The organism is Paenibacillus aquistagni (genome assembly GCF_900177815.1).
Lineage (GTDB): Bacteria > Bacillota > Bacilli > Paenibacillales > Paenibacillaceae > Paenibacillus_B > Paenibacillus_B aquistagni.
In genome coordinates this window covers 573887-586152 of record NZ_FXAZ01000004.1, presented here as the reverse complement: position 1 = coordinate 586152, position 12266 = coordinate 573887, and the positions used below count along the sequence as shown (strand labels likewise).

Below are 12266 nucleotides of genomic sequence, written 5' to 3'. Positions count from 1 at the left end.
CTCTCCATTAAAGTGTTTGACTTGCTCATTGGTATTGCTGACGAGAAATTAATTCTCAATAATGTTTCACTCGTTGTTCAGTTTTCAAAGAACAAAGTTAGTTACTTTCTTTTGTTCACCGCCGTTCAGCGGCGACTTAATTAATATATCATATCGTCCATTCATGGTCAAGCACTTTTTTAAAAAAAGTTTTTGAAGCAATCCATGACGATATTTGTAATCCCCTTCAGCAGAAGGAAACCAAATATAACATGAATCGACATTCATGTCAAACCAATTTGAATAAGAAAATCCTATAAACAGCTTTTTGCTCTACTAGCTCTTTTCAGACTCTCTTGGGGTCTACGTTGATTCATTTATCAACACGTCACTACCGTATTCAAGTACTGAATCTAGTTATCGGGCGTGAGCTTTAAGATTCCACCGCGCTTACGCCCATTCTTCAGCTGCTAAACCTCATCAATGGGATCACTCACGCCATCCTGATATAGGTCACAGTAGAACTGGCCATTTGTCCCTTTTACCGCATAACTCACTTCTTCTATAGACAGCCTTCTTTTCTCCAATTGCGACATCAGCCACGCCAGACTCACATCTCCATACTTAAGGTTATCCTCAACCACATTCCCATCCATGATGAGCTCAGTCGGAAACTCTTGCTTATGTCCCTTTAACCCCAAGTCCTTGCGCGTAACGGGGAGATATTCCTTTTTCAAGAGCGCCGACACTTTGCCATTCAACTCAAGCACCGCATACTCTACTTCTTCTATATTAAAAATGTTCTTCTCTCTTAGTTCTTGATTCAAGGAATCAAGTGTCATCCGCAGTTTCTTCATATTATGCTCAAGAATCTTCCCATCTTGGACCAATACTGCTGGCTGACCTGAGATCCACCTTCGAAAGGTTCTGCTTTTCAATACGAACACGAGCAGGATAAAAGCTACGCCGCTGAATGTAACAAGCGCAACAAGGAGATGCCATACATTCACTTTTAAATTAAATGCGAAGTTCGCGGTAATTCCACCTAACGTTATCGCTGCAACAAAATCATGATAGGTCATCTGAGCTATCGTGGCCTTGCCCAAGGTCCGAGTAATCATCATCATAAGCGCAAAGGCCCCAATAGACCGGATCACGATTTCCAAATAAGGGTTCATTATTATTTTCTCCTAATGAAGTATTAGCTTCGTTTTTTCGTATTTTGTTACTATCCCCATTGGTTGACGGACTTACCCCCATTTTCTTCTCCGGCATAAATCACTACCGATCCTTTCAACAACCCCCTATTTTCACCGCTCATGACCTCTTTCGCTCCAATTACCCAGCCCTCCTCTCACCGGCTACCACAGTTATACAAACAAAACGAATTCAAAAATCACTATAATACAGTTGAATCGAAATCAAAATAACGTTACATTAGTACATGATGCAATCATAAATAAAAATATACATACATTATGCACAGTAAGAAGGGAGTACATAAAATGAATTCATCCAATATCGTTAACTACTCTTCGTCGATTACAGATGAGACGGATCGCAAGATACTAAATGCTTTAATCGCCAATGGACGCAGCTCCTACACCGATCTTGCCAAAGAAATCGGGCTGTCTCGTGTCGCAGTCCAAGCCCGCATACAAGCGTTGATAGAAGAAGGCATTATCGAGCGATTCACAGCTGTCATCAATCCAGAGAAGCTTGGTGTGCAAGTATCCGCCTTTTTCAATGTGGAAGTAGAACCGAAGCATCTCGAAAATATTGCAGCTTCGTTAGCGGATGACCCTTCCGTAACAAGCCTTTACCATATGACAGGCCCAAGCAAGCTGCACATGCACGGCTTATACGCTAATCATCAGGAGATGGAACGCTTTATGAAGGAGAAGCTGTATCCATTAGAGGGAATCACAAGCGTGGAATGCCAAGTACTCATCACCCGCTACAAGAGTCGGATGGGGATGAGACTCTAATGATGCAGCTGCAGCCTAAATCGGCTTCAAAAGGGAGTCTATACCTGCAAATCACGATGGCTATGCTGCGCACAGGTGTCTTAGGGTACGGCGGCGGGCCCTCCGTCATCCCGTTGATTCAGCACGAGGCGGTTCAGCGCTACAAGTGGATGGACGAGGAAGAGTTCGGGGATGTTCTAGCCCTTGCCAAAGCTCTGCCCGGACCTATTGCCACGAAGATGGCTGGTTACCTTGGTTATCGGTTGTGCGGATACTTGGGTGCAACGGCAGCAATTATCGCTCATATCCTTCCTTCAGCTGTCGCGATGATCACATTAATGTCTATTGTTCATATATTAAGTCACTCCGTTATTATCCAGGGAATGATTCAGGGTGTGGCTCCGGTTATTGCCGTTATGATCGGCTTGATCGCCTACGATTTTACAAAGAGAGTATTTTCAGGTCTTGGCCGCGTGTTCGCGATTCTCACGCTCGTTCTATGCCTTGTCTTCATGCAGGTGTTATCGATCCACCCCGCCATTCTTATCGTTGTGTTTCTTCTATATGGAAGCGTGCATTACAAATGGTCGGATGCGCTGCGCAAGCGTAACAGGAAGCCGGACATCAATGAACAGCAAGAACCTTGAGCTGAGAAAGGAGTATGACCTCATATGGATTGGCTGAACCTTATCATCGGTTTCTTTATGGCAAATATATTAGGCTACGGCGGCGGCCCTGCTTCCATTCCGCTCATGTACCAAGAGATCGTAACGCATTACCACTGGCTGACAGATCTTGAATTCGCGAATATGCTGGCCCTTGGCAATACGCTTCCGGGGCCGATTGCAACGAAGGTAGCGGCCTATGTTGGCTATCATATAGGAGGCCTCACCGGCATGGCTGCCGCATTAATCGGGACGATTGTGCCTACAGCGCTAGCCCTGATCTGGTTAATGAAGCTTCTAAAAAAATACCAGCAGTCCCGTGCTGTGAAGGGTATGACCCTGCTCGTGCAGCCTGTCATCGCCATTCTTATGATCGTCTTGACTTGGCAGCTTGCGAGCCAGTCGGTACAAGAGATTGGCTGGCTTCATCCTCTCATTATTGGAGCACTGTCCTTCTGGGCGCTGCATATTAAAAAGATTCATCCCGCTCCTGTCATCCTTGCAGCATTCCTATACGGAGGTATTGTGCTGGGGGTAATGGCTTGAGCATAGCTAGTCATAAGAAATGGCTTCAACTGCGCTTCGCGATTAACTCAACCGTATGAAGCTCGATAACCGATAAAGCGCAAAGAGACTCTAGTCTAATGAGCATCCCGTGTTTTTTCACCAACGCTTCATGATCATCCTCACACTGTGGGGCAAGAGTCTCTTTCGCCTTCTTATTTCCTTTTCTCAATGCCTTGCAGGAGACACTGCCTCACCCTTGCTTTTCATCTGCTGCACTTTTCGCTGTGCCGCTCCTGCTTTCCTCTCATCCCTTTGACCTCATTCTTCATTATTCTTCATTTGTTCAAGGGTCTTTAATAGCTCATCGGCCTTCTTCTCATTTCCCAATCGCCGATAGCTGAACTCAAGATCGACCAGATCCCGCTCCTTGATATCCTTTATTTGCTCCAACAGATCAACCGCTTTGCGATAATCCGCCTTCCCTCGCCAATCTAGTCCAAGCATGTAGATGGTCGCGGCCTTGCGCCTCGCTTGATCGCTTCCTTCCCGTTCATAAGCGAGCACCGCTTCTTGATACGCGCCTTTTAGAAACAGTTCGTCTCCTTCGGATATCTCTTCGTTGTGTATGCGCAGCAGATCAATCTCTCCTTCGATAACAAAATAATCTCGCGAACTGCTGATCTGCACATCTTCTTCATTATAAGCATCCACCTGCCACAGCCACTGACTGCCGGGGAAGGCTAAGCCGAGCACATAAGGTGAATGGATGCGATACTGCTCTTCACCGTAACTGGTTGCTCCACCCGGCACCGCATACTGCCGCAGCTCATTCACCGTGTAGGAGGCGGAGGTTTCGGTATGCCGTTCCTTCAGCTGCACATGACTGAGCTGCTCCCATTTTCCTTCCTCCAGCTCCTTAAGCTCGATTAAGGTGAGCTTGTAGTAAGCGGCTGCTGGGTCCTGCGACCATTGAAAGACGATGTTATCACCCGCGCGATAGGAAGGTTGAGCCAGCGGCATAATAGATAGATTCGGCCGGAATACACTATGAATCGTCGCTGTCTGGCCTTGTATGACTTTAATATGATCGTTCCCCTCATGGGAGAGCGTATTTCCTTTAATTTGATTGAATGTCGTTCCATAAACAATCTGATAGCTTCCTGGAGTCACATCGTAGAAGCGAAATGTACCTCGCTCATCCGCAAGTACCGTGTCGTAAAAGTTGCGGGCCGGCATCGAGGTGCTATTACGCTGCTCTGGCAGCAAGGAGACATAAGCATAAGCGAGCGGTTTGCCTGCTGCGGTGACGCTTCCCTCTACGACAGGGGTCTTTCCCTCCTCTGGGTGCATGGTCTGCAGCAGTGCATAGGCAAGCTCATGTTCTCCAAAGAGTTTGCCTCCGCTTGCGATCTCCTCCTCATACAGCTCCTTCGCCCGTCTATGATGGTTAAGCTTCATCTCATACAAGGCTAGCCGAAGCCGCACACTCTGCGGCTCGAAGTTCGGATGGCGCTCTCTCAATCGCTCCAACCGATCAACAGCCTCTTCCAGCGTAAGGCTATGCTCTGATTCCGAGAAACTGGTAGATGCCATATTGGAACCAATGGATACTTCAATATCATCCGCGCTGCCTGCCGAGATAGTGCTGGCAAACCACCGTCCGGGCGTAATGGTGTAATGTTCAGCCAGCATTTCTGCCAGAGCAGCAAAGCCTGCCTTTTTTCCGCCATCCTTTTGCAATGAATACGTCCCAAAAACGAAAGCAGCAAGAAGGAGGGCTGCCACAACACCTAGCACTACATATTTAACTTTTATCTCAACGTGTCTCATCTGCTTCCCTCCAGAACAAGTCCTGCCGAACGATGTAGCTGCCATCAATTACATAAAGAACCCCTTGCTCATATGAAAGGATGCGCTCATCATGGCCTGCACGAAGCTGAGCTTCCTGTTGCGGCATCCAAAGGGGGAGCACAATAGCCAGAACATATATACAGCTGATGGCCATAATGACAGAGATGCGTATCTTTATTCTCCGTTCCCATAGCGACGGCTTGGCTTGCTCAACGATTTGCTCCTTGATTCGCGCATCCAGCTTCATTTGCTCGCTTTCATGCTGCATAAGCTCGCGAAGCTGTTCATCCCATGCCTTTTGTGGATTCGAACGCGGTCTCATTATCTTCTTCCTCCTTCCACAACTGACTCAGTCTCATTCTGGCACGCGATAAGCGGCTCTTGAGCGTTCCAGCAGATACTCCTGTCCACTCCCGCATCTGATCAATGGATAGATCATAATAATAGTGCAGGACAATAACCTCTCGATAGTGATAAGGAAGCTCCTTCAGAATCTCCTCCAATGTTAGGCGCAGACTGATGTCTTCATCTATAGCGACCATGTGATCGGAGCGAACAAACAACAAAGCCCAGCCCTTAGGATTAAGCAGAAGCTGCGACCATGAGGCTTTTCTCATCTGTGCCTTGCACATATGCACCGTTATCTTCATGATCCATGGGCGAAGCTTCGAAGGTTCCCGCAATTGGCCAATTGAACGGTAAACCTTTAGAAAAACCTCTTGCACAATATCTTCTGCCGCATGGTAATCTCCTGTCAGCCATCGTGCCGTTCGCAGCACATCATCCCCATACTGCTCCACGATTAAGGCTAGCGCCTCCTTATCCTGTTGAAGCAGCCGCGCTACCCATTCCTCTTCCATGGTTTATGTCACCCCGCATCTCTATAAGTATAGATGCAGCGAGTCATGATTTGGGTTGCATTCCCACAAAACAAAAAAGACGCCTGTGCCAAACAGACGTCTTGCAGCGTGTTGTCTTATAGTCTGCAAATTAGGAAATCAGCTTCAACCCTACCGCTGAGCCAAGCACTAAGGCAATAAAAAACAGCCTTGCTGCATTCTTCGGCTCCTGATAGAAGATCATGCCTAGAATGGCGCCGCCAGAAGCCCCTATTCCGGTCCAGATGGCATAAGCTGTCCCCATCGGCAGCGATTCCATAGCCAACGCCAGCAATACAAAGCTGGCGCCAAAGCCTGCGAACAAGTATAAAAGGGACAATAGACTTTTGTCATGATGCCATTTGTTGATCATTAACACACCCATCATCTCACATACTCCTGCTAAGACAAGAAAGACCCAGCTCATGCCGACGCACCTCCTTTTTCATCCAAAGAATGGGTCTTCGTGACCATCTTCAGGCCAATCACACCGATAAGCAAAATCACAATCAGGACCAGCTTCGCAAGCTTAAAGGGCTCTCCAAAAAATACGATCTCGGAGAATACCGTGCCCGCCGTTCCAAGTCCCACGAATACAGCGTACACCGTCCCCACCGGGAGCGTCCTCCCTGCATGAATCATCATATAAAAGCTGACAACGATGCTTATTATCGTTCCCGCCCATTCCAAAGGGGTGCTCGCATGCTTAAGTCCAATCACCCAAAAAACTTCAAAAAATGCTGCGATAAATACTTTTAGCCATTGTGCATTCATTCGATATTGCGCCTCCTTCTCTTGTTCCTAAGTGTTCCCATTCGGCAATTCTGTTCATTCGAACAAACATACACAGATAGAGCAAAAAAGCCCAGAAGATATTCATCGTTGATGAATGATCTCCCAGGCTTTTATCCCTCCGTGTCACAGCGCAAGCTGCGGTTCTCTCTCGGACCAGACCAGCTGCGTCAAGCATATCGCTGCGGAACCCTAGAGAACGCTTCGTATTCAAATGTCGGATTGCTAATGCATATGACTCCGATCTAACAGATGCTCACAGGCGAACAGTAATGATTGAATTACGTTCATACTAGTAAAAAATGCAGTCCCATGTCAATACTTTTTCACAAGAAAAAAGAACCATGGAACATCCAAATCCATAACCCACGCTTACTTCATTCCTCTCATTCGATTGCGCGCAAAAAAAATATGAGACCAACATATTGACAACGCTTTCAGGACGGTGTTAACATAAAATCAGAAACATGGTAAAACGTTTTATCAACATCAAAATCCATTATTGGAAGAAGTGAAATGACCATGAATTTTACTTCCGAATTACAAGTGGCACCGAATGCGCTGACACCCCAAATCTATTGCGATTTGCGTCAAACCTGTTCTGATCTGTTTCAGCCGTACCCGCTTGAGGATGTGAAGGCAGCCCTGAAAAACACCTTATATTCTGTCGTCGTGTATGAAGAGGAGCGTCCCGTTGGCATTGCGAGAGTCGTTGGTGATGATCGCATCGTGTTTTTTATCAAAGATGTCGTTGTCGATCCTGCTTATCAACACAGATCCGTCGGAACGATGCTTATGCACTCGATTTTGGACTATATATACAAGAAAGCCTGCCCTTCTGCTTATATAGGGCTGATGTGCACGCCGAATACAGAGTGCTTTTACGAGAAGTTTGGGTTTATTCGTCGCCCTAATGAACAGCATGGATATGGAATGGTGAAGTTCGTGAAGTGACGAAGAGCAAGGAGGAGAGATAACGTGAGCAAGTTGATTGTGTTTGGAAGCTTGAACATGGATATAACTATTGAAGCAGACATGCTTCCGCAGCAAGGAGAAACCATTGCCGGGCGGAACTTCATGACGAATCCTGGAGGCAAGGGCGGCAATCAAGCCGTTGCTGCTGCGAAGATGGGAGCAGCCACCTGCATGATAGCCAGTGTGGGCAAGGATGTGTTTGGAGACAAGCTGAGCGAGCAGCTCGCAGCTGCTGGTGTTGATTGCTCCAACATTCATATTGCAGAGCATACGCCGACTGGAGTGGCGATGATTACTTGTATTGACGGAGACAATCGCATCATCTTGAGCCATGGCGCGAACCACGCCTTAACTGCTGAGGATGTGGAGCAGGCCTTAGGCAAGGTCGGACAACCAGGCGATATGTTCCTGACTCAGTTCGAGTGCGATTACGAGTCTACGATCTCCGCCCTGCATACTGCGAAGAAGCAGGGATTGTACACCGTGCTTAACGCAGCTCCTGCTCAGCATATTGCGGATCAAGCCTATCAGGATATCGATCTATTGATTGTCAATCAGACAGAATGCGCATTTCTCACGAATATTCATCCGCAGCATGTAGAAGACTGCGAAGAGGCTATCGCCTATTTTCATAGCAAAGGTGTTGACTCCATCATCATTACGTTGGGCTCTGAAGGCAGCGTAACACTAGAGCAAGATAAGCTCATTCATATCCCAAGCTACAAGATGGAGCAAGTCATAGATACTACAGCTGCAGGCGATGCCTACATCGGGGCATTGGCATATGCAATGTTGAAGCATCAAGATCTTGCACGCAGCATGGAATTTGCAACAAAGGCAGCAGCATTAACCATTACGAAGCGTGGAGCACAGCAATCCATTCCTACGCTAAGTGAAATCGAACACTATTTTGGGGAGGAATTCAGCCATGCTTAAAAGACCAATTATTATTGACACAGATCCAGGAATTGATGATGCGGTTGCATTAGCTATCGCCCTGTTCAGCGAAGAACTTGAAGTCAAGCTCATCACGACCATTGCCGGCAACGTAAGCGTGGACAAAGTAACGAACAACGCGCTTAAGCTGCTCAAGTTCTTTAATAAGGACATTCCGGTAGCGATCGGCTCTAACGAGCCATTGCTCGTTGCATTCGAGGATGCGAGCAATGTCCATGGACAAAGCGGGATGGACGGCTATGAGTTTGAAGAGCCGACCCAGGAACTTGTATTATCCGAGCATGCAGTCAATGCGATGCGCCGCACCATTATGAATAGTTCCGTACCTATTACTCTGGTTCCGATCGGACCGCTTACCAATATTGCTTTGCTCCTGAAGATGTACCCTGAGGTCAAAGAAAACATTGATGAAATCGTTCTGATGGGCGGTTCGGCATCCCGCGGCAATAAAGGCGTAATGTCCGAGTTCAATATTGCAACCGATCCTGAAGCAGCAAAAATCGTGTTTGCAAGCGGTGTCCCTATTGCAATGGCAGGTCTTGATGTGGGCTGGAAAGCACTCGTCTACCCTGAGGACTGCGCGGCACTGAAGGATATGAATAAGACCGGCAGCATGATCCACTCGCTGTTCCAGCATTATCGCGGCGGCAGCATGAAGACGGGGTTGAAAATGTACGACAGCTGTGCAATCGCTTATCTGCTGAAGCCTGAAATGTTCGAGATTGTTGAGACGCATGTGGATGTCGAGCTGAACGGCAGTCTTACTGCTGGCTGCACCGTCGTTGACTTGAAAGGCTATCTAAAGAAACCGAACAATGCGAAGGTGTGCTTGGATATCGATACCGTGATGTTTAAAGAATGGTTTATGGACAGCTTGAAGAAATGTGATTAATCAGGATTCCGAAGCCTAAGCAGCAAAACCCAATAACAATCTAAATACACTAACCAATAGATAGGGGTTATCATATGAATCCAATTATTATGTATGGCTCTGCTATTATCGCTGTCTCCATCGTTATCTACATGTTGATCAAGCAGATGGATATTAAGATTACGATGTTTCTCATGGGGATTGTGCTCATGTTTGTCGGTATCGCAGCAGGCAACGGCATTGCGGTCAAAGACTTTGTGGGCACAGGAGCGGTCTGGCTGGACCCATTGTTCGCCATCGCGCAGCAATTTCAGCAAACGCTTACCTCAGCCGGCTTTATCATTTTGATCTTAGGCGGTTACTCTGCCTATATGACATCCATTGGAGCCAATGATGTTACCGTAAGCGTGATTACAAAGCCCGTATCCCGCATCAAATCTGCGTACATTCTCGTACCGATTGTGTTCCTGCTCGGAAATGCGCTGTCTCTCGTTATTCCAAGCGCATCGAATCTAGCTATTATTTTGCTCGCTACGCTGTACCCGGTAATGCGCAAGGCTGGAATGAGCACCCTGACTGCGGCAGCCGTCATTGCGACGACCGCAACCGTCATGCCGACTCCGCTTGGCGGCGATAATGTCGCCATCGCCCAAGAGCTTGCGAAGTACCCAGAGTACCTCGGTATGACCGTTACGGAATATGTATTCCGCTATCATGCGGTAATCTCGATCCCGACGATCATTCTTATGGCGATCGTTCACTACTTCTGGCAGAAGTTTATGGACAAGCGCAACAATTCGAATGATGTGGACAATGTGGAACTGCAAGATGTGAAGGAAATTGAAGGCGGCGTACTGTACAAAACCGTTTATGCCCTGCTTCCAATCTTCCCGATCGTGCTGTTGATCGTAACATACTGCTTAAAAACATTCGCAGGCGTGGACATCAACGTCAATGTTGAAGTTGCAACCCTATTCTCCTTTGCACTTGCCATCATCTGTGATGCCATTAAGCGCAAGAACGGTAAGGATGCCCTGCAGCAAACGGAGAGCTTCTTCAAAGGAATGGGCGGCGCTATGCCGATTGTTGCCCTGCTCGTTGCAGCCACGATCTTTGTTACCGGATTGAAATCCATCGGTCTGATCGAAGCCCTTCAAGAAGCCATGATGAATATCCAAGGCTCTGGCTTAGGCTTTGTACTGCCGCTGATTCTCGTCTTGCTGACGGCGCTCATCGTATTGCTGAGCGGCTCCGGTACTGCGCTATTCTACGCGATGGTGCCACTGATGGTCGCACTCTCCACTGCAGCAGGCATCTCGGCGATCGCGGTCTCCATTCCGATGGGACTTGCCGGCAACCTTCTGCGCGCAGTGTCTCCGGTATCGGCGGTTGTGCTGATCGTAGCCGGCTCTGTGAAAAAGAGCCCATTGGAGATCGTACGCCGTACGTCCGTGCCGATGATCGCAGGTGTTGTGTTTATGTTCGTGCTCTCGATGATGCTATTCTTGTAATCCCTTCACGCGGCAAGCGGCGACAGTTTATAATAGAACTGTTGCCGCTTGCTTTTTTTACCTATTCCAGCGGTACAAGAGCACACTATCATGGATTTGAAGGGAGGCAATGGAATATCAATTTCTCTTCCGAACAGCCAAGCCTGCTCTTAGGCATAGGCAAGCGAAGTGAAGTTGTCCGACTGCGATGAAAGTAACGATTAAAGACATTGCACGTGAGGCGAATCTGTCGTTGAGCGCCGTATCACGTGTATTGAATAATAAGCCTTGTCGTGTATCCGAGGAAAAGAAAGAGCTTATTCGCAGCATCGCGAAAAAGTACAACTATACCGCCAATCAGATTGCAAGAAGCCTCGTTACGAAAAAAACTAATACGTTCGGCCTTATTTTGCCGGATATTGAAAATATCTTCTTCTCTTCATTTGCCAAGCGCCTTGAAGCCAACTGCCGCCAGCATGGATACGCGCTCATCATTACGAATACGGATGATAAGTATGCGGAGGATCTGGAGATGATCGATCTACTGCTCGCTAGAGATGTGGATGGATTATTCCTGATTGTAAGCACGGAATCCTATCAATATGTGAAACCCATGATGGAGCGGTTGTCCAAGCTTAGCATTCCGTACGTTATGGTGGACAGGGTGTATCCTGAATTTGATTGCAACAAGGTATTTTTCAATCATGAAACAGGCGCTTATCTTGCTGTGAGGCATCTGATCGAGCACGGCCATCAGCGAATTGGCTGCATTGCCAACAAGCTGTCCAGTCAAAGCCGCGATTACCGACTAGATGGCTATATGAAAGCGATGCAGGAATATGGGTGTGAGATTCGAGATGAATACATCGTCGAAGGGGATTATCGCATCCATAGCGGATACCATGCGGCAGAGCAGCTGTTAGCAACCGATATTTCTGCTTTTTTTGTATGCAATGATATGATGACGCTGGGGGTGTTCCGCAAGCTCTATGAAGGAGGCTACTCCATTCCTGAGGATTATTCGATTGTCAGCTATGACAATACGATCGCTCCGTTCTTAAGTGATATTAAGCTTACCTCAATCGAGCAGAATATTACGGAGCTAGGCAATACGGCCTTCGAGGTGTTATTTGCCCAAGTCGGGAATGAAGAGCTTCCTGTAAAGGAAATTTGCCTGCTGCCGAAGCTGATTGAAAATGAAACCGTGCAGTCCTTGAAGGCTTAATGTGTAGAGGAAACAAAAAAGACCCAAGAGAACGTCACTTTTATGCAAAGTGTTCTTCTCTTAGGTCATTTGTTTATTGACTAAGGTAAAAAAGATCGTTCAGTCGAAC

General features: G+C 47.3%; 14 protein-coding genes and 1 riboswitch. Of the genes, 8 read left to right on the top strand and 6 right to left on the bottom strand.

The window, feature by feature from the left end:
* Positions 1-449: 449 nt before the first annotated feature.
* Positions 450-1157, bottom strand: coding sequence for a DUF421 domain-containing protein (locus B9Y93_RS16575; RefSeq protein ID WP_085496030.1), 708 nt, complete (start codon positions 1155-1157; stop codon positions 450-452).
* A 327-nt stretch (positions 1158-1484) separates the two neighbouring features.
* Here B9Y93_RS16575 and chrS point away from each other — a divergent pair, with 327 nt between their 5' ends.
* The 3 genes from chrS to chrA are packed head-to-tail and all read left to right on the top strand — an operon-like array spanning position 1485 to position 3157.
* Positions 1485-1967: a chromate efflux transcriptional regulator ChrS gene (gene chrS / locus B9Y93_RS16570; RefSeq protein WP_085496028.1), complete on the top strand. Its 483-nt coding sequence runs from the start codon at positions 1485-1487 to the stop codon at positions 1965-1967.
* On the top strand, positions 1967-2593 hold the full coding sequence (chrB, locus tag B9Y93_RS16565) for a chromate efflux transporter ChrB (protein WP_280522895.1): 627 nt from the start codon (positions 1967-1969) through the stop codon (positions 2591-2593). Before chrS ends, chrB begins: the two co-directional genes overlap by 1 nt.
* Positions 2594-2617: 24 nt before the next feature.
* Complete coding sequence (gene chrA, locus B9Y93_RS16560; protein WP_085496026.1) at positions 2618-3157, top strand: chromate efflux transporter ChrA; 540 nt, start codon at positions 2618-2620, stop codon at positions 3155-3157.
* A gap of 279 nt (positions 3158-3436) precedes the next feature.
* Here the strand turns inward: chrA and B9Y93_RS16555 are convergent, their stop codons facing one another.
* The 5 genes from B9Y93_RS16555 to B9Y93_RS16535 form a co-directional block, all read right to left on the bottom strand.
* Complete coding sequence (locus B9Y93_RS16555) at positions 3437-4948, bottom strand: carboxypeptidase-like regulatory domain-containing protein (RefSeq protein ID WP_085496025.1); 1512 nt, start codon at positions 4946-4948, stop codon at positions 3437-3439.
* On the bottom strand, positions 4935-5291 hold the full coding sequence (locus B9Y93_RS16550; RefSeq protein WP_085496023.1) for a hypothetical protein: 357 nt from the start codon (positions 5289-5291) through the stop codon (positions 4935-4937). Before B9Y93_RS16550 ends, B9Y93_RS16555 begins: the two co-directional genes overlap by 14 nt.
* Positions 5254-5829, bottom strand: a complete 576-nt coding sequence (locus tag B9Y93_RS16545) for an RNA polymerase sigma factor (protein ID WP_085496021.1) — start codon at positions 5827-5829, stop codon at positions 5254-5256. Before B9Y93_RS16545 ends, B9Y93_RS16550 begins: the two co-directional genes overlap by 38 nt.
* 130 nt (positions 5830-5959) lie before the next feature.
* On the bottom strand, positions 5960-6274 hold the full coding sequence (locus tag B9Y93_RS16540; protein WP_085496019.1) for a DMT family transporter: 315 nt from the start codon (positions 6272-6274) through the stop codon (positions 5960-5962).
* The gene (locus B9Y93_RS16535; RefSeq protein WP_085496017.1) at positions 6271-6621 is read right to left on the bottom strand and encodes a DMT family transporter; all 351 of its coding nucleotides are present in this window, start codon (positions 6619-6621) and stop codon (positions 6271-6273) included. Before B9Y93_RS16535 ends, B9Y93_RS16540 begins: the two co-directional genes overlap by 4 nt.
* 118 nt (positions 6622-6739) lie before the next feature.
* Positions 6740-6846, bottom strand: a riboswitch (guanidine-I (ykkC/yxkD leader).
* A gap of 315 nt (positions 6847-7161) precedes the next feature.
* On the opposite strand from B9Y93_RS16535, the gene B9Y93_RS16530 reads away from it, so the two are divergent.
* From B9Y93_RS16530 to B9Y93_RS16510, 5 genes are all read left to right on the top strand, one after another.
* Complete coding sequence (locus B9Y93_RS16530; protein ID WP_085496137.1) at positions 7162-7593, top strand: GNAT family N-acetyltransferase; 432 nt, start codon at positions 7162-7164, stop codon at positions 7591-7593.
* A gap of 24 nt (positions 7594-7617) precedes the next feature.
* A complete protein-coding gene (gene rbsK / locus B9Y93_RS16525; protein ID WP_085496015.1) occupies positions 7618-8550 on the top strand; it encodes a ribokinase in 933 nt (310 codons plus the stop codon).
* The gene (gene rihC, locus B9Y93_RS16520; protein ID WP_085496013.1) at positions 8543-9463 is read left to right on the top strand and encodes a ribonucleoside hydrolase RihC; all 921 of its coding nucleotides are present in this window, start codon (positions 8543-8545) and stop codon (positions 9461-9463) included. The genes rbsK and rihC overlap by 8 nt, the downstream gene beginning before the upstream one ends.
* A 74-nt stretch (positions 9464-9537) precedes the next feature.
* Positions 9538-10953: a C4-dicarboxylate transporter DcuC gene (gene dcuC, locus B9Y93_RS16515; RefSeq protein WP_085496011.1), complete on the top strand. Its 1416-nt coding sequence runs from the start codon at positions 9538-9540 to the stop codon at positions 10951-10953.
* Positions 10954-11140: 187 nt separating this feature from the next.
* On the top strand, positions 11141-12157 hold the full coding sequence (locus B9Y93_RS16510; protein ID WP_085496009.1) for a LacI family DNA-binding transcriptional regulator: 1017 nt from the start codon (positions 11141-11143) through the stop codon (positions 12155-12157).
* Positions 12158-12266: the final 109 nt, after the last annotated feature.

What these genes read in the sequence shown, in the direction of transcription:
- B9Y93_RS16545 (WP_085496021.1), bottom strand. Translation starts at nt 5,829, where the DNA reads ATGGAAGAGGAATGGGTAGCGCGGCTGCTTCAACAGGATAAGGAGGCG.
- B9Y93_RS16575 (WP_085496030.1), bottom strand. Translation starts at nt 1,157, where the DNA reads ATGAACCCTTATTTGGAAATCGTGATCCGGTCTATTGGGGCCTTTGCG.
- B9Y93_RS16530 (WP_085496137.1), top strand. Translation starts at nt 7,162, where the DNA reads ATGAATTTTACTTCCGAATTACAAGTGGCACCGAATGCGCTGACACCC.
- chrS (WP_085496028.1), top strand. Translation starts at nt 1,485, where the DNA reads ATGAATTCATCCAATATCGTTAACTACTCTTCGTCGATTACAGATGAG.
- B9Y93_RS16550 (WP_085496023.1), bottom strand. Translation starts at nt 5,291, where the DNA reads ATGAGACCGCGTTCGAATCCACAAAAGGCATGGGATGAACAGCTTCGC.
- dcuC (WP_085496011.1), top strand. Translation starts at nt 9,538, where the DNA reads ATGAATCCAATTATTATGTATGGCTCTGCTATTATCGCTGTCTCCATC.
- B9Y93_RS16535 (WP_085496017.1), bottom strand. Translation starts at nt 6,621, where the DNA reads ATGAATGCACAATGGCTAAAAGTATTTATCGCAGCATTTTTTGAAGTT.
- B9Y93_RS16555 (WP_085496025.1), bottom strand. Translation starts at nt 4,948, where the DNA reads ATGAGACACGTTGAGATAAAAGTTAAATATGTAGTGCTAGGTGTTGTG.
- rihC (WP_085496013.1), top strand. Translation starts at nt 8,543, where the DNA reads ATGCTTAAAAGACCAATTATTATTGACACAGATCCAGGAATTGATGAT.
- chrB (WP_280522895.1), top strand. Translation starts at nt 1,967, where the DNA reads ATGATGCAGCTGCAGCCTAAATCGGCTTCAAAAGGGAGTCTATACCTG.
- B9Y93_RS16540 (WP_085496019.1), bottom strand. Translation starts at nt 6,274, where the DNA reads ATGAGCTGGGTCTTTCTTGTCTTAGCAGGAGTATGTGAGATGATGGGT.
- B9Y93_RS16510 (WP_085496009.1), top strand. Translation starts at nt 11,141, where the DNA reads ATGAAAGTAACGATTAAAGACATTGCACGTGAGGCGAATCTGTCGTTG.
- chrA (WP_085496026.1), top strand. Translation starts at nt 2,618, where the DNA reads ATGGATTGGCTGAACCTTATCATCGGTTTCTTTATGGCAAATATATTA.